Genomic DNA, 22,780 nt, shown 5'->3' on the forward strand with positions numbered 1-22,780 from the left:
CTCTTCTCCACCTGACGGGCATTCCGGTCCTGCTGCTCGAACGGTCGACGGCCGGCAGCCGACGCACCTCTCGGGCAGATCCGCGGAAAACCGTTTGCCCGGTGCCGCGTGCGCCGCCACGCTGTGACGGGCAGGTGACGGCTTGTCGCCCTGCATGCAGTGCGCCCCCTCCGCCCCCGATACGAGCCGTACTCCCGCACCAGAGCCCCAGGGACGACATGCGCATCCAAGACCTCCCGTATCCGGACCCGGGTGTGCCGGACGCTCGCTCGGGTCCCCGCTTCCTGTGGTGGCTGGGACGCCATCAGCTCCGCGGACAGCTGAAGTCGCTGGCGTGGGGACTGCTGCACTTCGCGTCGGTCTCCGCCCTGCCGTTCTGCGTCGGCCTCGCCGTCCAGGCCGTCCTCGACCGCTCCGGCGCGCGCCTGGCGCTCACGGGCGGACTGCTGGCGCTGCTGTGCGCCGGCAACGCCCTCGGCGACACCTTTCTGCACCGCGCCGCCGTCACCAACTGGATCACCGCGGCCGCCCGGGTGCAGCAGCTGCTGGCCCGCAAGGCCGCGGAGCTGGGCTCGGTGCTGACACGGCGGGTCGCCGCCGGCGAGGTGGTCACCGTGTCCACGGGCGACGTCGAGAAGATCGGCTGGTTCGTGGAGGCCGTGTCCCGGTGCACCGCGGCCCTGGTCACCGTCGTGCTGGTCTGCGTCGCCCTCGTCGTCTACCAGCCCGTGCTGGGTGCGATCGTCGCGGCGGGCCTGCCGGTGCTGGCCGTGACGGTGCTGCCGCTGCTGCCGCACGCCACGCGCCGCGCCGATGTGCAGCGCGCGAAGGCCGGCCGGGCCACCGAGCTGGCCTCCGACACCGTGGCGGGACTGCGGGTGCTGCGCGGCATCGGCGGCGAGCAGCTGTTCCTCGACCGGTACCGCCGCGCCTCGCAGGAGGTGCGGCAGGCGGCCGTGCACAGCGCCCGCATGTGGTCCCTGATCGGCGCGATCCAGGTGCTCCTGCCGGGCCTGCTGCTGCTCGCGGTCGTGTGGTACGGCGTGCACCTGGTGCGCGGGGACCGGATCACCGTCGGGCAACTCGTCACCGTCTACAGCTCCGTGATGCTCCTCACCTATCCGCTGCGGCACGTACAGGAGATCGCCATGGCGTACTCGTTCTCCCGGCCGTCGGCGCAGCGGGCCGCGCGGGTGCTGTCCCTGCGACGGGCCACGGTGCCGGCCTGGCAGAACGACGAGTGCCACGGCGCTCCGGCCGGCCCGCACCCCCGCACCCCCGGACCGGACGGCCAGAGGGACGGGACGGAGGACGGCGGCCACAGCCCCCGGCCGACGCGCCCGGGCTTGTCCGGTGACCCGCCGGGCCTGTCCGACGATCCGACGGGCCTGTCGTCCGGGAATCCGCTGTCCGCGGACGTCTGTGTGCCGTCCGGGGATCTGCACGACCCGGCGACCGGGCTGCACGTGCCTGCCGGCCGGCTGACCGCCGTGGTGTGCGGGGACCCGGACGCCGCCGGCCGTCTGGCGGAACGCCTCGGCGGGCACTCCGGCGAACCGGGCCCCTCCGTCCTGCTGGGCGGTGTCCCGCTCGACACGCTGCCGCTCGACGTGGCCCGCACCGCCGTCCTGGTCCAGGACAAGGACCCGGTGCTGCTGTCCGGTTCCCTGCGCGAGCTGCTGGACGTGCCGGCCTCGGGCGGCGTCACCGCGCGGGCGGCGCTGGCCGCCGCACAGTGCGACGACGTCCTCGCCGCGCTGGCGCGGGGAACCCCGGGCACCGTCGACCCGATGGACGCGCGGATCACGGAACGCGGCCGCTCCCTGTCCGGCGGCCAGCGGCAACGTCTCGCCCTCGCCCGCTCGCTCGTCACCGATCCCGAGGTGCTCGTCCTGGACGAACCGACCTCGGCCGTGGACAGCCACACCGAGGCACGGATCGCGAAGGGGCTGCGCAACCTGCGTACCGGACGCACCACGGTGGTCTTCACCTCCTCACCGCTGCTGCTGGACCAGGCGGACCGCGTGGTGCTGGTCCACGAGGGCACGGCCGTGGCCGTCGGGGCACACCACGACCTGATGCGGACCGATGCCCGGTACCGGTCGGTGGTGACCCGCGAGACCGGCGAGGCGGCGGACGGGACCGGCAGGACGCAGCGGGGCACGGACACCGGGCAGACCCGGGCGCCGAGCGGTACGGCGGCCGGGGAAGTGCTGGAGGAGATGGAGGGAACCGCATGATCGGCGTGCCGCCACCCGCCTGCGACCCGGCGGCCCCGGCCGCGGCGCACACACTGCCCGTGGGCAGTGCCGCCACCGTGCGCGCCTATGTGCGGCAACTGCTGCGCCGCCACCGCCGTGACTTCGTGCTTCTCGTCACCGCCGACGCCGTCGCCGTGCTCGCCTCCATGGCGGCTCCCTGGCTGCTGGGCGGCCTGGCGCAGCGGATGTCGGACGGCAGGCAGGACCTGCGCCTGGGGGCGACCGTCTCGCTGTTCGTGCTCGCTCTGCTCGTCCAGGCCGTCTCCGTCCGCGAGATGCGGCTGCGCGGGGCGGTGCTCGGCGAGCGGATGCTCGCCGATCTGCGTGAGGACTTCCTCGTCCGGGCGGTCCGCCTGCCGCCGGGCGTCCTGGAGCGGGCGGGCACCGGCGACCTGCTCTCCCGCATCACCACGGACATCGACCGGCTCTCCGACGCGATGCGCGAGGCCGTGCCGCAGCTGACGATCGGCGTGGTGTGGGCGGCGCTGCTGCTGGGGGGCCTGGTCGTCACCTCCCCGCCTCTCGCCACGGCCGTGCTGCTCGCGCTGCCGCTGCTGATCGCCGGATGCCGGTGGTACTTCCGGCGGGCGCCGTCCGCCTATCGTGCGGAGGCCGCCGGATACGCCGCCGTGGCCGCCGCGCTCGCCGAGACGGTGGACGCCGCGCGCACCGTCGAGGCGCACCGGCTCGGTGCCCGGCGCGTCGCCCTGTCGGACCGCCGGATCAAAGTGTGGACGGGCTGGGAACGGTACACGCTCTGGCTGCGGTCGGTGCTGTTCCCGGTCGTCAACGTCACGCACGTGACCGTACTCGCGTCCGTGCTGCTGCTCGGCGGTGTGTTCGTGCTGCGCGGCTGGGTCGGTGTGGGCGAGCTGACCGCCGGTGCGCTCATCGCCCAGATGCTGGTCGACCCGGTGGGGCTCATCCTGCGCTGGTACGACGAGCTGCAGGTGGCACAGGTGTCGCTGGCACGGCTGGTCGGGGTCCGCGAGATCGAGCCGGACGCCGGGGACCCCGCGATCGTCCCGCGGGACCGTGAGGTGCGGGCGGACACGGTGTGCTTCGGCTACCGGCAGGGCGTGGACGTGCTGCGCGAGGTGACCCTGCGGGTGGCTCCCGGCACCCGGCTGGCCCTGGTCGGGCCGTCGGGCGCCGGAAAGTCCACCCTGGGCCGGCTGCTCGCCGGGATCTACGCGCCCCGCAGCGGACAGGTCACTCTGGGCGGTGCCGAGCTGTCCCGGATGCCCGCCGAGCACGTGCGCTGTCACGTCGCCCTGGTCAACCAGGAACATCATGTCTTCGTCGGCTCTCTGCGCGACAATCTGCGTCTCGCCCGCCCGGAGGCGACCGACGCCGAGCTGTGGGCCGCGCTCCGCGCCGTCGGCGCGGACGGCTGGGCCCGCGCCCTCGACGACGGACTGGACACCGAGGCCGGCTCCGGCGGCGCGGCGCTCACGCCGGCCCGGGCCCAGCAGGTCGCGCTGGCCCGGCTGGTCCTGGCCGATCCACACACCCTGGTGCTGGACGAGGCGACCTCGCTGCTCGACCCGCGGGCCGCCCGGCATCTGGAGCGGTCCCTGGCCCGGGTTCTTGCGGGCCGCACGGTGGTCGCCATCGCGCACCGGCTCCACACCGCACATGACGCGGACGTCATCGCGGTGGTCGAGGAGGGCCGCATCACCGAGCTGGGCAGCCATGAGGAGCTGGTCGCCGCGGGCGGCTCGTACGCGGCGCTGTGGCGCTCGTGGCACGGCTGAGGTCACGGGGACGGACGGCACGAGCACGCCGGAGCGGGGCGGGAGCGGTGCCGTCGGCGAGCGGGAGGGCGTGGGCCGGGCACGGGTGTGCCGGTGCGGGACGGCCAGGTGCCGGGGCTGTGCGCAGGGTCTCCGCAGGCGGGCGGGCCGGGCCGGGCCACACGGTCCCGGGGAACAGCGCCCGGCGGCAGTGCCCGGTGCGGACCCGGCGGGTCGCCGGACTGCCGTTGCGCGCTGCCGATCCGGGGTGAAAATCTGGAAAACGGCAGTGGTACGGGGAACGCCTGCGAGCCGTCCGGTTCGCCCGGCGAGGGCACTGCACCGCACGCCGCGGCCGGCCGCCGGCCGTGGCGGGAACGGGACCGTCCCCACCACCTGGAGGTATCCGTGGACAGCGCCGACGGCTGGGGTGACGACGTCTACCAGCCCGATTTGGACTCCGAGATCAAGGAAGACACGGGAGTGCTGGACTCGGAGGACACTCTCGAGTACGACGGCGTCGACGATCCCCTCGACCGTGGCTGGTCCCCGCCCGAGCGCCCGTGGGCCGTGGAACACACCGGTGTGACGGCCGATGAACGCCGGCGGGGCGAGACGCTGGACCAGCGTCTGGCCGAGGAGCTGCCCGACATGGCGGTTCCGGACGGCGACGGTATCGGCGACTGCACCGGCACGGACGGGGAACCCCTGGACCAGGAGGTGGGCTCCGCCCGCTCCGGCCGGCTCGTCGCACCCGACGAGGGTGTGCACGAAGACGAGGAAAGCGCTCTGGTCGCCTCGGACGTCGGGATCGACGGTGCGGCGGCCTCCGCCGAGGAGGCGGCGGTGCACGTCGTGGACGACGAAGGGCTGCGCGACTGACGCGGCCCCGGGTGCGACGCCGGCCCAGCCTCGCCCCTTCGGGCCGCTTCCATCGCACGAGGAGCACCCATGCAGCAGGACAAGCATCCCGCCTACCACCCTGTGGTCTTCCGTGACCGGGCCGCCGGCTACGCCTTCCTCACCCGCTCCACCGCGACCAGCGACCAGACCATCGACTGGGACGACGGGCAGACCTACCCGGTCGTGGACGTGGAGATCTCCTCGGAGAGCCACCCGTTCTACACGGGCAAGGCACGCACGGTGGACTCCGAGGGGCGCATCGCCCGGTTCGAGCGCCGCTTCGGCGGCCAGGAGCAGACGTCCGGCGGGAGCACGCCGGGCTGACCCCGTCGGGAAGGAGTCCCTCAGCCGACGTTCAGCGCGGCGACGCACTCCATGACGCCGAGCACCATGAACGCCGGCATCAGCACCTTCACCTCCACCCAGCTGCCGGCCTTGAACCGCATCGGCTTCGGCGTGCCGAGCGGGTACCAGCGCTTGCGGCGTATGGAGATCGGCCACAGGATCGGGCAGCCGGAGACCGTCAGCGCGTCCCCGATGTCGTGCACCAGCGCCCCCACCACGATCGGCAGGCCCAGCCACAGGTACTCCTGGCCCGGGAACAGCCACTGCGAGCCCTTGCCCGGCTCGTCGAGGACGCCGACGAGTATCCAGGCGCTCGTCGCCGCCAGCAGCCACACCAGGACATCGCTGCTGGAGCCGCGGGCCGCCCGCCACAGCAGGCCCTCGATGGCCAGCACCATGTGGACGAAAAGGATCACCAGCACCGCCCAGCGTCCGCCGGTGACCGCCAGCACGGAGAAGCCGGCGCCGATCAGCACCGCCCACACCCAGGTGTGCGTCAGCGTCCGGTGACCGCCGGAGCGGCGCGGGTCGCTCTTGGTGCGCGTGGCCTTGTACACGGCGTAGGAGAGCCGGTCGACGAACTCGCACAGGGCGCGCGATATCGGTCCGAAGGCCCGGGAGATCGTGGCGGGCTTGTGATCCAGGTCGGGGGCGAGTGCGGCGCCCGCGCAGATCAGCGCGCCGCTCAGCAGGACCGGCCAGGGCATCGGATGCCCCGCCGCCGCCGTGACGGCTCCCACCCCCAGCCAGGCCGCCGCGCCGGACAGTGAGTGTGCTGGTCCCATCATGGCTGTGTTCCGCCCCATTTCGTCTGCGCGGCAGGCCCGTTGGCCCGGTGCGCCGATGCTCCGTCGGCGAGACAGCGTAGCGGTCGTGATCTTCGCTGTGGCATCCGATTCCCGCCCGGACCGTGCGGCCAGGCAAGATGGGTGCGTGACCCTCATCGACCAGCTGCCGCCGACCGCCGACCCCGACGCCCTGTACGAGGCCTTCGACTCGTGGGCCCAGGAGCGGGGGCTCACCCTCTATCCGCATCAGGAGGAGGCGCTGATCGAGGTGGTCTCCGGGGCGAACGTCATCGTGTCGACGCCCACCGGATCCGGGAAGAGCATGATCGCTGCCGCCGCGCACTTCGCGGCACTCGCCCGGGACGAGGTCACCTTCTACACGGCGCCGATCAAGGCGTTGGTGTCGGAGAAGTTCTTCGAGCTGTGCAAGCTGTTCGGCACGGAGAACGTCGGCATGCTCACCGGCGACGCCTCCGTGAACGCCGACGCGCCCGTCATCTGCTGCACCGCCGAGGTGCTGGCGTCCATCGCGCTGCGCGACGGCAGGCACGCCGACGTCGGCCAGGTCGTGATGGACGAGTTCCACTTCTACGCCGAGCCCGACCGCGGCTGGGCCTGGCAGATTCCGCTGCTGGAGCTGCCGCAGGCACAGTTCGTCCTGATGTCTGCCACGCTCGGCGACGTGTCCTTCTTCGAGAAGGACCTCACCCGCCGCACCGGCCGTCCCACGGCGGTGGTGCGCTCCGCGACCCGTCCGGTGCCGCTGTCCTACGAGTACCGGCGCACCCCGCTGACGGAGACGCTCACCGATCTGCTGCAGAACCGACAGGCGCCGGTGTACATCGTGCACTTCACCCAGGCGCAGGCCGTGGAGCGGGCGCAGGCGCTGATGAGCATCAACATGTGCTCGCGCGAGGAGAAGGAGCAGATCGCCGAACTGATCGGCAACTTCCGCTTCACCACCCGCTTCGGCCGCAATCTCTCCCGTTACGTCCGTCACGGCATCGGGGTGCATCACGCCGGCATGCTGCCCAAGTACCGGCGGCTGGTGGAGAAGCTGGCGCAGGCCGGCCTGCTGAAGGTGATCTGCGGCACGGACACCCTGGGTGTCGGCGTCAACGTCCCGATCCGCACGGTGCTGTTCACCGCGCTGACCAAGTACGACGGCACGCGGGTGCGTACCCTGCGGGCCCGGGAGTTCCATCAGATCGCCGGCCGGGCCGGGCGTGCGGGGTTCGACACGGAGGGTTTCGTCGTTGCGCAGGCCCCCGAGCACGTCATCGAGAACGAGAAGGCGCTGGCCAAAGCGGGCGACGATCCGAAGAAGCGCCGCAAGGTGGTCCGCAAGAAGGCTCCGGAGGGCTTCGTCGGCTGGACGGACAAGACCTTCGAGAAGCTCATCGCCTCCGAGCCGGAACCTCTGACGTCCCGCTTCCGTGTCACGCACGCGATGCTGCTGTCGGTGATCGCGCGTCCCGGCAACGCCTTCGAGGCGATGCGGCGGCTGCTCGAGGACAACCACGAGCCGCGCAAGCAGCAGCTGCGGCACATCCGGCACGCCATCGCCATCTACCGCTCGCTGCTGGACGGCGGGATCGTCGAGAAGCTCGACGAACCCGACGCCGAGGGCAGGATCGTGCGTCTCACGGTCGACCTCCAGCAGGACTTCGCGCTGAACCAGCCGCTGTCCACCTTCGCGCTGGCCGCGTTCGACCTGCTGGATCCGGAATCCCCGTCGTACGCGCTGGACATGGTGTCCGTCGTGGAGTCCACGCTCGACGATCCGCGGCAGATCCTGGCCGCCCAGCAGAACAAAGCGCGCGGGGAGGCCGTGGCCGCGATGAAGGCCGACGGCGTGGAGTACGAGGAGCGCATGGAGCGGCTCCAGGAGATCACCTACCCCAAGCCGCTGGAGGAGCTGCTCGTCCACGCGTACCGCACCTACCGCAAGAGCCATCCGTGGGTCGGCGACCATCCGCTGTCGCCGAAGTCCGTGGTGCGCGACATGTACGAGCGGGCGCTGTCGTTCACGGAGCTGGTGTCCTTCTACGAGCTGGCCCGCACCGAGGGGATCGTGCTGCGCTACCTGGCCAGCGCCTACAAGGCGCTGGAGCACACCGTCCCCGACGACCTGAAGTCCGAGGACCTGCAGGATTTGATCGCCTGGCTGGGCGAGATGGTGCGGCAGGTCGACTCCAGCCTGCTGGACGAGTGGGAGCAGCTGGCCAACCCGGAGGAGGTGACCGCCGAGGAGGCCCAGGAGAAGGCCGACCAGGTCAAGCCGGTCACGGCCAATGCGCGTGCCTTCCGTGTCCTGGTGCGCAACGCCATGTTCCGCCGCGTCGAGCTGGCCGCGCTCGACCAGTTCGAGGAACTGGGCGAGATGGACGCCGAGTCCGGCTGGGACGCCGAGGCGTGGGGCGAGGCGATGGACCGGTACTGGGAGGAGTACGACGACCTCGGCACCGGTCCGGATGCGCGCGGCCCCAAGCTGCTGGTGATCCAGGAGGAGCCGGAGAACGGGCTGTGGCGGGTGCGTCAGATCTTCGACGACCCCAACGGCGACCACGACTGGGGCATCAGCGCCGAGGTCGACCTGGCCGCGTCGGACGCCGAGGGCCGGGCGGTCGTCCGGGTCACGGACGTCGGACCGCTGTGAGCCGCGTCCGCCCGGCACCGAAGGCGCATCCGGCCCCCGTAAGCCCCCACCGTTTCCTTGCGACCACAGGAGAAGCCCGCCCATGACAAATCCGGCCGAACGCCTCGTGGACCTGCTCGATCTGGAGCAGATCGAGGTCAACATATTCCGCGGCCGGAGCCCGCACGAGTCGCTGCAGCGGGTCTTCGGCGGCCAGGTGGCGGGCCAGGCACTGGTCGCCGCCGGCCGCACCACGGACGGCGAGCGCCCGGTCCACTCCCTGCACGCGTACTTCCTGCGCCCCGGCCGGCCGGGCGTGCCGATCGTGTACCAGGTCGAGCGGGTGCGCGACGGGCGCTCGTTCACGACGCGCCGGGTCACCGCCGTGCAGCAGGGCCGCACGATCTTCACGCTGACCGCCTCCTTCCACAAACCTGAGCAGGGCAGTTTCGAGCACCAGCTGCCGCCGGCCCGGGAGGTACCGGCCCCGGAGACGCTGCCGACCGTCCGCGACGAGGTGCGCGAGCACCTGGGAGCGCTGCCCGAGCAGCTGGAGCGCATGGCGCGGCGCCAGCCCTTCGACATCCGGTACGTCGACCGTCTCCGCTGGACCCCGGAGGAGGTGAAGGAGGCCGAGCCGCGCAGTGCGGTGTGGATGCGTGCCGTCGGACCGCTCGGTGACGACCCGCTGGTGCACACCTGCGCGTTGACCTACGCCAGCGACATGACGCTGCTCGACGCGGTGCGTCTGCCGGTGGAGCCTCTGTGGGGGCCGCGGGGCTTCGACATGGCGTCGCTGGACCACGCCATGTGGTTCCACCGGCCGTTCCGGGCGGACGAGTGGTTCCTGTACGACCAGGAGTCCCCGATCGCCATCGGCGGCCGTGGCCTGGCCCGCGGCCGGATCTACGACCGGCAGGGCCGCCTGCTGGTGTCGGTCGTCCAGGAGGGCCTGTTCCGCGCGGTGTAGGCGCCGGCCGTCAGGTACCGGAGCCGGTGCGCGGCGCGGGCGGAGGCGGCCACGATCATGTTGCGTGCCGCTGTCGCGTCGTGTGCCGATGTCGTGTCACCGGTGCCGAGCAGCCGGCCGAGCAGGGCGTGCGCATGCCGGACCGGGGCAGGCCGCACGGGCTCGTGCGGTGCGGTGCGCTGTCCGTGCCCGGCAGCACACGGGCGCTGCTCCTGCCGGGAGGGGCCGGTGTGCCGGGGCGCGGGCCGGCGGCGTCGCGCCTCGCGCACCGTCCGCTGCAGGTCTGTCCGGAGCCGTTCGATCTCGTCGGCGTCCTGCGCCGTCGTGATCCGCTCGACCAGGCGCGCGGTGGGCGAGCCCGGTGCACCATGCCCCGGCGGGAGCTGCCGCAGGCGGAGGAGACGGGCCCGTTCGCAGGGATCGGTGACCGTCTCCGACACCGTGACCGGGTCCAGCAGCGAGGCCGCGCAGGCCGCCCGCTCCCACGCGTCCTCGGCCTGGCGCAGCAGGCAGCGCAGATACCGTCGACGCCAGTTGCGGGCCCGCAGGTCCACACCCGCGTCCAGCTGATCGCGCAGGTGCTGGGGCAGCGGCTGCCGCAGCAGCGCGGCGTGCTCGGGGTCGCCGGCGAACAGGCGCAGCTCACCCACCGGATAGCGCCAGACGACGGACCGGTTCCGGGTGACGCGGAACGTCACCGGCACCACCAGTCCCAGGCGGGCCAGGCGGACGAACCTGGTGGGAGTCACTCCCATGAGCCGCGCGCCCTCCCGGGTGCCGACGGTGGTGAGCTGCTCGCGCAGGTGCCCCGGGAAGCGTTCCCGGTACCGCAGCCGTTCGATCTCGGCTCGGTCGACACAGCGGCCCCCTGAGCCCTCGTCGCGCCGGGTACGGATGTGACCGAGAAGGACGGCGATGTCGAACTCGTCCTGCCTCAGGCACAGTTCGCGTGCAGCCCGGCCCGGGCTGACGGTCGTTCGGTTCTGTCCCCGGGCCGGTCCGGACGCGGTCTTCGGCCCGTGCTCGATCGTGTCACCGGACATGTGCGCACCCCCGTGGTGTCGGTGGCTCGCGCCCGCTGCGCTCGCCTGCGACACACGGTAGATGCCGCCCGTGTTTCCCGCTCGAGCCTGTGGATAACTCCGCGGCAGCCACGAAAATCCTGGTCAGGACCGCTTCGGTAAGGTCTGCTCGGAGTGGCGGGCCGTCAGGTCGAGGTTGGTGCCGAGCCGGTTCACCAGCAGGGTCATCTCGTAGGCGACCTCCCCCATGTCGGCCTGGGAGCTGCTGAGGACGCACAGGCAGCTGCCCGCGCCGGCGGCCGTGACGAAGAGCACGGCGTCCTCGAACTCCACGATCGTCTGACGCACCGAACCCGCGCCGAAGTGGCTGCTGGAGCTTCTGGCCAGACTGTGCAAGCCGGAGGAGACGGCCGCGAGATGCTCGGCGTCCTCCCGTCGCAGTCCCGTGCTCGCACCCATGACCAGCCCGTCGCTGGACAGGAGCAACGCATGCCGTATGTGCGGCACGCGTGCGGTCAGCTCGTCCAGCATCCGGCCGGCTTCCTGCTTCTGCGCCATGTCGCGCCCTCCCCCTGTCGCATGTTCCCCCCTGGCCGGAGGATCTCCCGCAAGCCTTCCCCACAGCGGCGGCCGCGGCAAGCAGGATGGAGGCATGGCACAGAAGATGACCGACGAGGAATGGCGGGAGTTCGTCTCGTACGGCACCCGCACGGGCAAGCTGGCCACGGTCCGGGCCGACGGCAGTCCGCACGTCGCCCCGATCTGGTTCCTGCTCGACGGGGACGACCTGGTGTTCAACACCGGCAAGGAGACGGTGAAGGGACACAATCTGGCACGTGACGGCCGTATCGCTCTGTGCGTGGACGACGAGCGGCCGCCCTACTCCTTCGTCGTCCTCCACGGCCGGGCTCAGCTGTCGGAGGATCCGGCGGAACTGACGCGTTGGGCCACCCGGATCGGAGCCCGCTACATGGGCGAGGACCGCGCCGAGGAGTTCGGTGCCCGCAACGGGGTTCCCGGGGAGCTTCTGGTCCGGGTCCGTATCGACAAGGTGGTGGCGGTCCGCGACCTGGCGCAGTGAGCGGGCGAGTTGCCGTGCTCCTGCCGCTTTGCGGACGCCGGCGCGGTGTGCGCGGACGGTGGACCGGTCGTGCGCGGGGCGCACGACGAAGCCGCGTGTGCGCCATCATGCGGGGCATGAGCGAGGACCACGCACACATCCAGGAGTTCTTCACCGCCCGTGCCGCCGACTGGGACAGCAAGTTCCCGGACGACGGCCCGGCCTACGCGGCCGCGGTCGCCGGCCTCGGGCTGCGCAGCGGCGACCGGGTGCTCGACGCCGGGTGCGGCACCGGCCGTGCCCTGCCGGCGCTGCGGGCCGCCGTGGGCGCGTCGGGCGTGGTCGTGGGGGTCGATCTGACCCCGGCCATGCTGCGGGCCGCCGTGCGCGCCGGACGGCACAGGGACGGGTGGCTGCTGCTGGCCGACGTCGCCGCACTGCCGCTGCGCCCGGAGTCGTTCGACGCCGTCTTCGCTGCGGGGCTGATCTCGCATCTGCCGCGGCCTGCCGAGAACCTGCGGGAACTGCGGCGTGTGGTGCGGCCGGGCGGCATCCTGGCACTGTTCCACCCGGTCGGCCGGGCGGCCCTCGCGGCGCGCCAGGGACGGCAGCTCACGCCGGACGACCTGCGCGCGGAGCCCACCCTGCGGCCGCTGCTGGCGTCGGCGGGGTGGCGGATGACGTCGTACACCGACGAGGACGCCCGCTTCCTGGCGATGGCCGTCCGCCTGGACTGACGCGGGGCGGCGCTGGGGCCGCCCCGGGTCACGCCGACGCCCGCCGTGCGGCCGGTGTCCGCACCGGGCAGCCGCGCACACCGGGGACCGGCCAGGTGCCGAGGTCGGCCACCCGGTAGCCGTTCGGGACGGTTCGAGCGGTTCGAACAGATCCTTCGCATGGACCCGGTGGCGGAGGCGACGGAGATCTACCGTTTCGGCCCTGCCGCGCCTCCCTAGCGAATTGTCAGGTTTTACCGCGAGTAGCCGATTTCGCACCGGTGGTATCCGTCGCTGGCGGGGCGGCTCCCGCGCGGGCGGGCAGTCTGCGCGCCACGATCGTTTCGCCCCGTCCATACGGAAATCCGCAGGTCCGCGTTGTCGCGGGTGTCGTGACAACCCCCTGGCCCGGCCACTAGGGTGCGCGCCGTCGGACGAACCACGGGAGGCTCGGATGGCCGGGACGGACGAGGAGGCGGGCGCGGACGACGCGCTGTATGTGCTCACGGCTGTGCTGCTGACACCGGCGCAGTTCCCGAGCGTGCTGGGCGACGACTACCCGGAGGCCTGCGCGGCGCTCGGGCTGACGCCGCGGGCCGACGGATACGGCCTGGTGCTCGGTCAGGACGGCACCGGCGCCCGGTGGACGGTCGTCGTCGACGACGTGTCACTGGTCGCGGTGGCGATCGCCTCCTGGGACTGCGGCCTGGAGTACGACCTGTCCCCCGACGAGCGTTCGGTCGTCGCCGCCCTGCCGGGCTGGCCTCTCGCCGTCGCGGTGGCCGCGCCCGGCGTACCGGCACCGCACGACCCGGACCCGGAGGCCGGGGACGGGCCGCTGCTGTCGCCACCGGACACCACTGCCTGGGGTCCGGCGCAGCGCCGGCTGGGTGCCGACGAGATCGCCCTGCGGTGGGCTGAATGGCGTGACCAGCTCGACGACGACTCCTTCGCCCCGCCGCACGCCGCGGAGGCGGCCGGGACCGGTGAGGGCGCGGACGCCAGCAGTCCGGCGGCCGACGGTGACGACGCGGGGGACGGAGCCGGCCGGCAGGCGCCCGGGGGCACCAGCGCGGTGCGGCAGGTGCTGGCTCAGGCCCGCGCCTATCTGGACTCCCCGCCGCCTCCGGGCCGTGTGCGGTCCGCGTTCGCGCCGGGTGGCGCGCGGACGCTGCGCGCCGACGGCCCCGGATGGTCGATGGTGGCCCGCACCGACGACATCGCCTTCGTGCTGCTCGACGAGCGGCCCGGCGAGGTGCTGCCGGTCGGCCGGGGACCGGAGCTGCCCGGCCTCCTCGCGTCACTGGACAAGCTGGCGATGCGTCCGAGTTGACGGGGCGCCGGGCGCTGCGCCCTCGACGTATGTAGTGCCGCACCATACCCAGCACGAGGCCCGTATGGCGCCGACCCGTGGAGTGCGCGGTCGGCCCGCTCGCACGATGGGGCAGCTTCGGGCACCACCGCCCGGGCCGTTCCCGCTCCCTCTCCCCTGGAGGCCGTCGTGCGTCTGTCCCGAGGTGTCCCGCTCGTCGTCGCGGCACTGCTCACCGGTGCCGTCGCCTGGCCTGTCCCCGCGGCGGCCGCGACCGGCGCCGACGGGCACTGCGCCCGGCAGGAACAGCTCCGGGTACCGGGCGCCGCCCACCAGCACACCGCCTGTCTTCCCGATCTGACCACCACGGGACTGGACGGAACCCCGTACACGGACATCGCCGACCAGGCCGGGCTCACCGCGCAGGGCACCCGTATTCCCTCCGGCGTGCCCGGGGTGCAGATCGACGGCTACTTCCCGGATTCCTCGCGCTTCAACACCACGCACGGCTGGCAGCACGACAGCCAGTTCGTGCTCCGGCTCCCGGACCGCTGGAACGGCGGCCTGGTGGTCACCGGGGCACCGGGCACCCGGCGTCAGTACGCCACGGACAAGGCCATCTCGGATCAGGTGCTGGCCCGCGGCTACGCCTACGCGGCGACCGACAAGGGCAACAGCTCGGCCGACTTCTACCGCGACGGCACCCGGCCCGGTGACGCCGTCGCCGAGTGGAACGCCCGGACCACCCAGCTGACCCGGGCGGCCAAGCGTGTGATCGCCCAGCGCTATGGCCAGGCCCCGCGCCGGACGTACATGACCGGCATCTCCAACGGCGGCTATCTCACCCGCTGGCAGCTGGAGCATCATCCGGAACTGTACGACGGAGGCGTCGACTGGGAGGGCACGCTGTGGACGGCGGACGGCCCCAACCTGCTCACCTCGCTGCCCACCGCGGTCGCCCGGACCCTGGGGAGCGCGAGCGACGACGCCATGTACGCCGTGGGATTCGCGCGCGGCTCCGAGTTCCTGTGGCCGTACCACGAGCAGGCGTACTGGGGCGTGACGCAGAAGACGTACCGGGCCGAGTTCGACCCGGCCTACGACCCCTCCTGCCCGGGCGCCTCCGCGGGGAGCACGGCCCAGGCGATCCTCGCGCCCTGTGACTCCGATGCCGCCTACGACTACGCCGCGCGTCCCGGCGCGGTGCACCGGGCCGTGGCCCGGGTCTCGCTGACCGGACGGATCGGCAAGCCCTTGATCACGCTGCAGGGCGACCTGGACACCCTGCTGCCCATCGCGGCCGACTCGGACGTGTACACGCGGATGATTCAGGAGCGGGGACGCGGCGGGCTGCACCGCTACTACCGGATCGAGGGCGGCACGCACGTCGATGCGCTGTACGACAGCCATCCGGCTCGGCTGCGCCCGATCCTGCCGTGCTACCGGGCCGCGTTCGATGCGCTGGTGGCCTGGGTGGAGCGCGGACACCGGCCGCCTGCGGACCGGACCGTCACCAGGCCCGCAAGCGGTGATGTCGTCGACTCGTGTTCCCTGCGCACGTAGGTGCCGGCCCGTGGTGTCTCAGCGGCCGAGCTCCTTGCGTGTGACACGACGCAGGCGACGCCGCTGCCCGGGGTCCAGGGCGAGGTACGCGGCGGCCGGAACGCCCAGGACTATCAGGAGCGCGGCCCACCACGGCAGCCAGATCAGCAGAACCAGCCAGGCCACCACGCCGCCGGCGGCGATCTTCGCCTTCTTCGACATCTGTCGCCTCCTTCGCGGACACTGCCGCTCTCCCAGGAAAACGGCTGCGCCCGCCCGGCTGTTCCGGCTCGCGTCCCTGAGATGCCCCGGAGAAGCCCCCTGAGACGCCCCTGACGCGTGCCGGACCGCCGCCCCTACGGGACGCCCGGTCCACCGGACGGACGCAGCGCCCCACACCGCGCCCCGGGGAGACGCAGCACGATGGGGGCCGGGCCGCCTCGAGCCGCCCAGCACCCCCTCATGACGACGCAGGGAGTACGACCGCGCGTACCCCCTCGTCGCCCGGTTCAGCCGCGGGCGCCCAGCAGGTGGTCCATGGCGAGCTGGTCGAGGCGCTCGAAGGCCATGCCGCGCGCGGCGGCCGCGTCCACGTCGAAGTCCTCGTACGCGGTGCGGTCGGCCAGCAGGGCCTGCAGGCCGTCGGCCGCGGTGGGCTCGGCGAGCTGGTCGAGCCGGGCGGCACGCAGGGCCTCCTGGACCTCCGGGTCGGCACGGAAGGCGGCGGCGCGCTCCTTCAGGATCAGGTAGTTGCGCATGCACCCGGCCGCGGAGGCCCACACGCCGTCGATGTCCTCGGTCCGCGGGGGCTTGAAGTCGAAGTGGCGCGGACCCTCCCAGCCGGCGCTCTCCAGCAGGTCGACCAGCCAGAAGGCGGCGCGCAGGTCACCGGCGCCGAAGCGCAGGTCCTGGTCGTACTTGATGCCGGACTGGCCGTTGAGGTCGATGTGGAAGAGCTTGCCCGCCCACAGGGCCTGCGCGATGCCGTGCGGGAAGTTCAGGCCGGCCATCTGCTCGTGGCCCACCTCGGGGTTGACACCGTACAGCTCGGGGCGCTCCAGGCGCTCGATGAAGGCGAGCGCGTGGCCGATGGTGGGCAGCAGGATGTCGCCGCGCGGCTCGTTCGGCTTGGGCTCGATGGCGAACCGGATGTCGTAGCCCTGCGAGGTGACGTACTCGCCGAGCAGGTCGAAGGCCTCCTTCATGCGGTCCAGGGCCGCACGCACGTCCTTGGCGGCACCGGACTCCGCGCCCTCGCGGCCGCCCCAGGCGACGTAGACCTTGGCGCCCAGCTCGACCGCGAGATCGATGTTCCGGATGGTCTTGCGCAGGGCGTAACGGCGCACGTCGCGGTCGTTGGCGGTGAACGCGCCGTCCTTGAAGACGGGGTGGGTGAAGAGGTTGGTGGTGGCCATCGGAACGGTCATGCCGGTCGCGTCGAGCGCCTGACGGAACCGCTTGACGTGCGCCTCGCGCTCGGTGTCGGACGCCCCGAAGGGGATCAGGTCGTCGTCGTGGAAGGTCACTCCGTAGGCGCCCAGTTCGGCCAGCCGCTGCACCGCCTCGACCGGGTCGAGGGCGGGACGCGTGGCGTCGCCGAAGGGGTCCCGCCCCTGCCAGCCGACGGTCCACAGGCCGAAGGTGAACCTGTCCTCGGGGGTGGGCTGGTAGTTCATGCCGCGGCTCCTTGCTCGCTTGCGACTATTTCGTCAGGGCGATTTACAAATTAGTATGCCGAGCGCGTCCCTGGGAAGGGAGCGCGGAAGCAGAAACCGGGCCGGGCCGGGTCCGCACCCCGGGCCCACAGGCCCGGCATAGCGTGAAGCCGCAGGTCAGAGCCCCTGAGCCGGGAAAAAGAGGGAGAGCCGATGTCAGCAGCCGAGGGTCCGCTCGTCGTCGGTGTGGACTCGTCCACCCAGTCCACCAAGGCGCTCGTGGTCGACACGGCCACCGGCCGGGTCGTGGCGAGCGGCCAGGCACCCCACACGGTGTCCACGGGCGACGGCCGGGAGAGCGACCCGCGCCAGTGGTGGCAGGCCCTGTGCGAGGCACTGCGGCAGTGCGGCGAGGCGGCCCACGAGGCCGCGGCCGTGTCGATCGCCGGCCAGCAGCACGGCCTGGTCGCCCTGGACGACCGGGGCGAACCGGTGCGTCCGGCCCTGCTGTGGAACGACGTGCGCTCGGCGCCGCAGGCCCGCCGGCTGGTCGAGGAGCTGGGCGGCCCGAAGTTCTGGTCGGAGCGCGTGGGCAGCGTGCCGGGCGCCTCCTTCACGGTCACCAAGTGGGCCTGGCTGACCGAGCACGAACCTCAGGCGGCGCGGCGGGTGGCCGCGGTGCGCCTGCCCCACGACTACCTCACCGAACGCCTGACCGGTCAGGGCACCACCGACCGGGGCGACGCCTCGGGCACGGGCTGGTGGGCGTCGTCGACGGAGGCGTACGACGAGGAGATCCTCGCCCGGGTGGGGCTCGACCCGACGCTGCTGCCCCGGGTGGTGCGCCCCGGGGAGGTGGCGGGCACCGTGCGCGACGGCCACGAGGACCTGCCGTTCTCCCGCGGCACCCTGGTCGCGGCCGGCACCGGGGACAACGCCGCCGCCGCACTCGGCCTCGGGCTGCGTCCGGGAACGCCGGTGCTCAGCCTCGGCACCTCCGGCACCGTCTACACGGTGTCCGGGAACCGGCCGGCGGACCCCTCCGGCACGGTGGCCGGGTTCGCCGACGCGCACGGCGCCTGGCTGCCTTTGGCCTGCACCCTGAACTGCACGCTCGCCGTCGACCGCATCGCCGCCCTGTTCGGCCTGCACCGGGAGGCGGTCGAGCCCGGCGGCTCCGTCACCGTGCTCCCCTACCTGGACGGTGAGCGCACTCCCAACCTGCCCGAGGCCTCCGGGCTGCTGCACGGCCTGCGGCACGAGACCACGCCCGGCCAGGTGCTGCAGGCCGCCTACGACGGCGCCGTCCACGCTCTGCTGGTAGCGCTGGACCTGGTGCTCGACCAGGACGCGGACCGCACCTCGCCGTTGCTGCTGATCGGGGGCGGCGCCCGCGGCACGGCGTGGCAGCAGACGGTGCGCCGCCTGTCGGGCCGTCCGGTTCAGGTTCCGCAGGCCCGGGAACTGGTGGCGCTGGGCGCCGCCGCCCAGGCCGCGGGGCTGCTGACCGGGGAGGACCCGGCCTCGGTGGCCCGCCGCTGGAAGACGGCCGACGGACCGGTGCTGGAGCCCGTGGAGCGGGACGAGGCGACACTGGAAAGGATCTCCGGGGTACTCTCCGACGCGACCCCGCTGCTGGAGCGAGGGCCGCACAACCGCTGAGGGATCCCGTCTGCCGGACCTCCGGCGGACACGACCGAGGACGACGGAGGCATGACCGCACCGCTGCACGACCCCGACCCCGCCGGTCCCGGCCGGGCGCTGCCCGACACCCAGCAGGGCATGCGCCGCCGCAATCTGGCACGGGTCATGCACACCGTCAGCGCCGAGGGGCCGCTGTCGCGGGCGGCGATCGCCTCACGCATCGGGCTGACGCGGGCGGCCGTGTCGACCCTGGTCGACGAGCTGATCCGCTTCGGGCTGCTGCAGGAACTCGGCCCCGAGCGCCCGGTCCGGGTGGGCCGCCCCGGCTCGGCGCTGGCCGTCAGCGACCGCGGTCCGGCAGGTGTGGGCGCGGAGGTCGGGGTGGACCACCTCGCGGCCTGCGTGGTCGACCTGCGGGGCGAGGTGCGGGCCCGGGCGGTGCGGCACGGCACCAACCGAGGGCGGGCGCCCGAACCGGTGGCGAAGGATCTGGGCGCGCTGATATCCGAGGTCGTCGCCGAGGCCGAGCAGCAGGGTCTGCGGCCGACCGGCCTCGCGGTCGCCGTGCCCGGCCTGATCGCCCGGGACGGCCGCACGGTGGTGCGCGCACCCAACCTCGACTGGCACGGCACCGACCTCACCGCCCTGCTGCCGGGCCGTCTTCCGTCGGCCGTGGACAACGAGGCCAACCTCGGTGCGCTCGCCGAACTCTGGCTGGGCGAGGGCACTCCCCCCAACTTCCTGCATGTGTCGGCGGAGATCGGCATCGGTGCCGCGGTGGTGGTCGGCGGACGGCTGCTGCGCGGCACGCGGGGTTTCGCCGGAGAACTGGGGCATGTGCCGGTGGAGCCGGAGGGACCGGCGTGCCCGTGCGGCGGCCGTGGCTGCCTGGAGCAGTACGCGGGCGAGGAGGCCGTGCTGCGGGCGGCGGGACTCCCGGCGGGCGAGAAGGGCGTCGGCCTGCTCGCCCGCCGTGCCGCCGCAGGTGACGAGGCCGTCCGGCAGGCCCTGCGGCAGGCGGGCTGGGCTCTGGGTGTGGCGCTGACCGGTGCGGTGAACCTGCTCGATCCCGAGGCCGTCGTGCTGGGCGGCGCACTGTCCGCGCTCGCGCCCTGGCTGCTGCCGTCGCTGGAAGCGGAACTGGCCCGGCGCACCGCCGGTCCGGCCTGCCCGGTGACCGTCTCACGGCTGGGTCCCGAGGGACCGCTGCTGGGCGCCGCGCATTCGGTGGCGCGGGCCGTGCTGGACGACCCGGCGTCCGCTGCGACACCGGACTGACACACCCTCACTCCTCCGCAGTCTCTGCGGAATCGCACGTTCGAGTGGCCGAGTTGTCCACAATCCCGCGCTCGTCCACCGCCGCGTGAGGCCCTCTTCTGCCCAACGGCCGTCAGCCGTACCGTGGTTCGCGCGAGGCGGTGCCGCCGGACCGGTCCGGTGGCACCCGCATGGGACCGACGGGGGGACCGATGACGGGGGAAGACGAACACCGGGCCGGACAGCCCGAGCCGGACGAGGACGCACCGGACGAATCCCTGCGCGCCGCGACACGGGCCCGCGCAGGTGGCAGGACCGAGTGGCCGCATCACCCTGACCGGCATCCGCGACATCAGCCGTACGCACCCGGCCAGGCTCCGCACACCGGTGCCGGTCGTGCGCGAGACTCACCGCGCGATGTCCGTACGACCGTGCGCGACGACGACGGTGCCCACCGTCACCGCGCGCCTGCCGGCCTCCGCCGAGGCCTCGCCACTTCAGCCGAGCAGTCTCACGAGAAAGGGTCATCACTCATGGACCGGGCCGGACCTCAGCCCAGCCGGCGGCGGCTTCTCCAGGGCGCCGTCGCTCTCGCCGCCGTCCCCTACGCCCTGCTTCCCACCACACCAGCCATGGCGCGTCCCCGGCCTTACGACTACCCGTCGACGGAGTGGCAGCCTGCCAGCTCCTCCAACTACACGGCCGCGAACCGCCCCACGACCTATGCCATCGACCGGGTGATCATCCACGTCACCCAGGAGACGTACGCCGACACCCTTGCCATCTTCCAGAACCCGCAGAAGAAGGTGTCCGCGCACTACGTCGTCCGGTCCGCCGACGGACACATCGCCCAGTGCGTGCGCGAGGCGGACGTGGCCTGGCATGCGGGCAACTGGGACTACAACACGCGCAGCATCGGCATCGAGCACGAGGGGTGGGTGGACGACCCGTCCTACTTCACCGACGAGCTGTACCAGGAGTCGGCACGGCTCACGGCGGCGATCTGCGACCGCTACGGCATCCCCAAGGACCGGACGCACATCCTCGGGCATGCCGAGGTGCCCGGCGCGGACCACACCGACCCGGGACCGAACTGGGACTGGGCCCGCTACATGAGACTGGTCGACTCGGCCTGAGCCGACCGTCGTCGCAGGCAACGGCCGCCGGCCGCGGCACGCCCGCCGAGGCGGCTCGCCCGGCAGGCGGACAGCCCCTCGGCACAACGCGTGCGGCCCAGACGCGAGGGCACACGTGCGAAGCACCACCGGTTCACGACACGGAGACAGTGCGACCGGCTCGCGGCGTCCGGTGCGGGCGAGCGACGCCGGCGGAGCACCCGCGCAGCGGCGCCGGGCGGGTGATGCGGCGACGGGGTGCGCGTGCGGGCCGGCCACCGCGAGCCGGCGTGCCGTCCCCGGCGTGCGCAGCCTTCCCTGGCACCGCGTACCCGGACCGGAATGCGCACTGGAGCAGGACGACACGACCGGGCGGTCGCGGGGCGAGTGCTGAGCCGCCGTCGGCACCGGCCGGACACGGCCGGAGTCTCCCGGCCGGAGACCGCCCGCCGGGGGCGCCCGAAGGGGTGTGGTTTCCCGCCGGACGCCGCGTCGTCACGGTCCGTGTCCCGTTCCTGACGCGTGTTCTGATGCACTTGTGTGTGTCCATGCACAGGTGACGAAGCATCAGGGGTGTAGGTGGGCACTGCGACACACCGCGACAGGTGGTTCGGACGAGTGTTGACGGTCCTCCTGACGTGCGGCACCTTCGCCGGCACGTCCGTGGCCGGGGCCACGCCGGCCGGCAGTACACAGCGCTCGGAGAAGATCGCACCGGGCGTCGACTACCGCGACGTCGACCTCCGCACGGCGCGCGGGGTGGTCCGCGCCCATGTAGTCACCGTCGACCTGCGCGACCGGCACGTACGGATCGGACTGTTGCACCCGGGGAAGGTGGCGGCACGGCGCACCGTCTCCCAACTCGCCGACAGACAAGGAGCACTGGCAGGTGTCAATGGCGACTTCTTCCACATCAGCGAGACCCATCCGGGGGTGGCCGCGACCGGTTCGGCCGTGGGTCCGGAGATCGCCGACGGGCATCCGCTGAAGGCGGCTGTGCCGAAGGGGCAGCGGTTCGGTCCGGCCCTGCCGTCGGGGAGCACCACCGAGGACGTGTTCGGCGTGGGCACCGACCGCACCGCGCGCATCGACCGGCTGTCCCTGTCGGGCTCGGTGACCACCCCGGCGGGCCGGCTGAAGCTCGGCGGGCTCAACCAGTACGCCCTGCCCGTCGGTTCGATCGGCGCCTACACCGCCGACTGGGGCAGCGCCTCCCGTGCCCGGGCCACATGCGGCACGGACACCCGCAGAAGTGCCCCGTGCAGCAAGGACACCTATGAGGTGACGGTCAGGAACGGCCGGGTGGTGGCCACGTCCGGAAAACCGGGCAAGGGCACCATCCCCGCGGGAACGACGGTGCTGGTGGGCCGTGAGGCCGGCGCACGGCAGCTGCGCAAGCTGACCAAGGGTCAGTCCGTCCGGGTGGAACACCGGCTGGTGGCGGCGTCCGGTGTGCGGTACGCGTTCGCGATCGGGGGGTTCCCGGTGCTGCGGCACGGCGCCCCGCTGAAGGGGCTGGACACGAAGGCCACAACGGTGCGCACCGCGGTGGGCATCGCGAACGGCGGACACCGGCTGCTTCTCGTGGCGCTGGACGGCCGGCCGGCCTACCGCAGCGGTCTCACGGTGGCCGAACTCGCCGCCGAGCTGAAGAAACTGGGTGCGACGGAGGCTTTCGACCTGGACGGCGGGGGCTCCAGCACGCTGGTGGCCCGGCCCCGGGGGGCGACCAGGGTGAGTGTGCGCAACCATCCGAGCGACGGCGGCGAACGGGCCGTGCCGAACGGGATCGGCGTCTTCGCCGCCGGGTGAGCGC

Annotated in this window: 19 protein-coding genes and 1 pseudogene; 14 read left to right on the forward strand and 6 right to left on the reverse strand. The window is 72.9% G+C overall.

Translation table 11 applies throughout. The annotated features are described in order from the left end of the window. Nucleotides 1-218 precede the first annotated feature (218 nt). The 4 genes from IE286_RS01310 (at nt 219) to IE286_RS01325 (ending at nt 5,224) form a co-directional block, all read left to right on the forward strand. Nucleotides 219-2,240, forward strand: coding sequence for an ABC transporter transmembrane domain-containing protein (locus IE286_RS01310; protein ID WP_189794664.1), 2,022 nt, complete (start codon nt 219-221; stop codon nt 2,238-2,240). After that, on the forward strand, nt 2,237-4,018 hold the full coding sequence (locus IE286_RS01315) for an ABC transporter ATP-binding protein (RefSeq protein WP_189794665.1): 1,782 nt from the start codon (nt 2,237-2,239) through the stop codon (nt 4,016-4,018). Before IE286_RS01310 ends, IE286_RS01315 begins: the two co-directional genes overlap by 4 nt. Before the next feature lie 387 nt (nt 4,019-4,405). After that, nucleotides 4,406-4,879 (forward strand): DUF5709 domain-containing protein, encoded by a 474-nt coding sequence (locus IE286_RS01320; RefSeq protein ID WP_189794666.1) that lies wholly within the window; start codon nt 4,406-4,408, stop codon nt 4,877-4,879. 69 nt (nt 4,880-4,948) lie between these two features. Beyond that, nucleotides 4,949-5,224, forward strand: a complete 276-nt coding sequence (locus IE286_RS01325; RefSeq protein WP_189794667.1) for a type B 50S ribosomal protein L31 — start codon at nt 4,949-4,951, stop codon at nt 5,222-5,224. Nucleotides 5,225-5,244: 20 nt separating this feature from the next. Here IE286_RS01325 and IE286_RS01330 read toward each other — a convergent pair whose 3' ends face one another. After that, nucleotides 5,245-6,033 (reverse strand): metal-dependent hydrolase, encoded by a 789-nt coding sequence (locus IE286_RS01330; protein ID WP_189794668.1) that lies wholly within the window; start codon nt 6,031-6,033, stop codon nt 5,245-5,247. 145 nt (nt 6,034-6,178) lie between these two features. On the opposite strand from IE286_RS01330, the gene IE286_RS01335 reads away from it, so the two are divergent. Together IE286_RS01335 and IE286_RS01340 are read left to right on the forward strand one after the other, a co-directional pair. Continuing rightward, entirely contained in the window at nt 6,179-8,692 is a 2,514-nt protein-coding gene (locus IE286_RS01335; RefSeq protein ID WP_189794669.1) for a DEAD/DEAH box helicase, read from the forward strand. Between the two features lie 82 nt (nt 8,693-8,774). Further along, the gene (locus IE286_RS01340; protein WP_189794670.1) at nt 8,775-9,641 is read left to right on the forward strand and encodes an acyl-CoA thioesterase; all 867 of its coding nucleotides are present in this window, start codon (nt 8,775-8,777) and stop codon (nt 9,639-9,641) included. Here IE286_RS01340 and IE286_RS01345 read toward each other — a convergent pair. Both IE286_RS01345 and IE286_RS01350 read right to left on the reverse strand, forming a co-directional pair. Continuing rightward, nucleotides 9,578-10,684, reverse strand: a complete 1,107-nt coding sequence (locus tag IE286_RS01345; RefSeq protein ID WP_189794671.1) for a DUF6397 family protein — start codon at nt 10,682-10,684, stop codon at nt 9,578-9,580. The two genes, IE286_RS01340 and IE286_RS01345, sit on opposite strands and share 64 nt — an antisense overlap. A gap of 123 nt (nt 10,685-10,807) precedes the next feature. After that, entirely contained in the window at nt 10,808-11,221 is a 414-nt protein-coding gene (locus IE286_RS01350; RefSeq protein WP_189794672.1) for a roadblock/LC7 domain-containing protein, read from the reverse strand. 94 nt (nt 11,222-11,315) lie between these two features. Here IE286_RS01350 and IE286_RS01355 point away from each other — a divergent pair, with 94 nt between their 5' ends. Further along, the gene (locus IE286_RS01355) at nt 11,316-11,744 is read left to right on the forward strand and encodes a PPOX class F420-dependent oxidoreductase (protein WP_189794673.1); all 429 of its coding nucleotides are present in this window, start codon (nt 11,316-11,318) and stop codon (nt 11,742-11,744) included. A 116-nt stretch (nt 11,745-11,860) separates the two neighbouring features. After that, nucleotides 11,861-12,460, forward strand: coding sequence for a class I SAM-dependent methyltransferase (locus tag IE286_RS01360; protein ID WP_189794674.1), 600 nt, complete (start codon nt 11,861-11,863; stop codon nt 12,458-12,460). Nucleotides 12,461-12,488: 28 nt separating this feature from the next. Here the strand turns inward: IE286_RS01360 and IE286_RS27710 are convergent. Further along, a pseudogene (locus IE286_RS27710) lies at nt 12,489-12,587 on the reverse strand (oxygenase MpaB family protein); the annotation flags it as partial. Nucleotides 12,588-12,893: 306 nt separating this feature from the next. Here IE286_RS27710 and IE286_RS01365 point away from each other — a divergent pair. Both IE286_RS01365 and IE286_RS01370 read left to right on the forward strand, forming a co-directional pair. Further along, nucleotides 12,894-13,772 carry a hypothetical protein gene (locus IE286_RS01365; protein WP_189794675.1) on the forward strand — a complete coding sequence of 293 codons (879 nt, stop codon included), beginning with the start codon at nt 12,894-12,896 and terminating at the stop codon, nt 13,770-13,772. Between the two features lie 168 nt (nt 13,773-13,940). After that, nucleotides 13,941-15,314, forward strand: coding sequence for a tannase/feruloyl esterase family alpha/beta hydrolase (locus tag IE286_RS01370; RefSeq protein ID WP_189794676.1), 1,374 nt, complete (start codon nt 13,941-13,943; stop codon nt 15,312-15,314). Nucleotides 15,315-15,332: 18 nt separating this feature from the next. Here the strand turns inward: IE286_RS01370 and IE286_RS01375 are convergent, their stop codons facing one another. Both IE286_RS01375 and xylA read right to left on the reverse strand, forming a co-directional pair. After that, complete coding sequence (locus tag IE286_RS01375; protein WP_189794677.1) at nt 15,333-15,515, reverse strand: tail-anchor membrane protein; 183 nt, start codon at nt 15,513-15,515, stop codon at nt 15,333-15,335. Nucleotides 15,516-15,802: 287 nt separating this feature from the next. After that, on the reverse strand, nt 15,803-16,969 hold the full coding sequence (gene xylA / locus IE286_RS01380) for a xylose isomerase (protein WP_189794678.1): 1,167 nt from the start codon (nt 16,967-16,969) through the stop codon (nt 15,803-15,805). Between the two features lie 192 nt (nt 16,970-17,161). Here xylA and xylB point away from each other — a divergent pair, with 192 nt between their 5' ends. From xylB to IE286_RS01400, 4 genes are all read left to right on the forward strand, one after another. Continuing rightward, entirely contained in the window at nt 17,162-18,610 is a 1,449-nt protein-coding gene (gene xylB, locus IE286_RS01385; RefSeq protein ID WP_189794679.1) for a xylulokinase, read from the forward strand. A 51-nt stretch (nt 18,611-18,661) separates the two neighbouring features. After that, complete coding sequence (locus IE286_RS01390) at nt 18,662-19,870, forward strand: ROK family transcriptional regulator (RefSeq protein WP_189794680.1); 1,209 nt, start codon at nt 18,662-18,664, stop codon at nt 19,868-19,870. A gap of 512 nt (nt 19,871-20,382) precedes the next feature. Beyond that, nucleotides 20,383-20,985 carry an N-acetylmuramoyl-L-alanine amidase gene (locus tag IE286_RS01395; RefSeq protein ID WP_189794681.1) on the forward strand — a complete coding sequence of 201 codons (603 nt, stop codon included), beginning with the start codon at nt 20,383-20,385 and terminating at the stop codon, nt 20,983-20,985. 597 nt (nt 20,986-21,582) lie between these two features. Further along, nucleotides 21,583-22,776 carry a phosphodiester glycosidase family protein gene (locus tag IE286_RS01400; protein ID WP_189794682.1) on the forward strand — a complete coding sequence of 398 codons (1,194 nt, stop codon included), beginning with the start codon at nt 21,583-21,585 and terminating at the stop codon, nt 22,774-22,776. Nucleotides 22,777-22,780 lie beyond the last annotated feature (4 nt).

Source organism: Streptomyces thermodiastaticus, from assembly GCF_014656135.1.
Lineage (GTDB): Bacteria > Actinomycetota > Actinomycetes > Streptomycetales > Streptomycetaceae > Streptomyces > Streptomyces thermodiastaticus.

Coding starts and splice junctions, on each gene's coding strand:
- IE286_RS01355 (WP_189794673.1), top strand. CDS start 11,316: ATGGCACAGAAGATGACCGACGAGGAATGGCGGGAGTTCGTCTCGTAC.
- IE286_RS01310 (WP_189794664.1), top strand. CDS start 219: ATGCGCATCCAAGACCTCCCGTATCCGGACCCGGGTGTGCCGGACGCT.
- xylB (WP_189794679.1), top strand. CDS start 17,162: ATGTCAGCAGCCGAGGGTCCGCTCGTCGTCGGTGTGGACTCGTCCACC.
- IE286_RS01395 (WP_189794681.1), top strand. CDS start 20,383: ATGGACCGGGCCGGACCTCAGCCCAGCCGGCGGCGGCTTCTCCAGGGC.
- IE286_RS01340 (WP_189794670.1), top strand. CDS start 8,775: ATGACAAATCCGGCCGAACGCCTCGTGGACCTGCTCGATCTGGAGCAG.
- IE286_RS01360 (WP_189794674.1), top strand. CDS start 11,861: ATGAGCGAGGACCACGCACACATCCAGGAGTTCTTCACCGCCCGTGCC.
- IE286_RS01365 (WP_189794675.1), top strand. CDS start 12,894: ATGGCCGGGACGGACGAGGAGGCGGGCGCGGACGACGCGCTGTATGTG.
- IE286_RS01390 (WP_189794680.1), top strand. CDS start 18,662: ATGACCGCACCGCTGCACGACCCCGACCCCGCCGGTCCCGGCCGGGCG.
- IE286_RS01350 (WP_189794672.1), bottom strand. CDS start 11,221: ATGGCGCAGAAGCAGGAAGCCGGCCGGATGCTGGACGAGCTGACCGCA.
- IE286_RS01345 (WP_189794671.1), bottom strand. CDS start 10,684: ATGTCCGGTGACACGATCGAGCACGGGCCGAAGACCGCGTCCGGACCG.
- IE286_RS01325 (WP_189794667.1), top strand. CDS start 4,949: ATGCAGCAGGACAAGCATCCCGCCTACCACCCTGTGGTCTTCCGTGAC.
- IE286_RS01375 (WP_189794677.1), bottom strand. CDS start 15,515: ATGTCGAAGAAGGCGAAGATCGCCGCCGGCGGCGTGGTGGCCTGGCTG.
- IE286_RS01315 (WP_189794665.1), top strand. CDS start 2,237: ATGATCGGCGTGCCGCCACCCGCCTGCGACCCGGCGGCCCCGGCCGCG.
- IE286_RS01330 (WP_189794668.1), bottom strand. CDS start 6,033: ATGATGGGACCAGCACACTCACTGTCCGGCGCGGCGGCCTGGCTGGGG.
- xylA (WP_189794678.1), bottom strand. CDS start 16,969: ATGAACTACCAGCCCACCCCCGAGGACAGGTTCACCTTCGGCCTGTGG.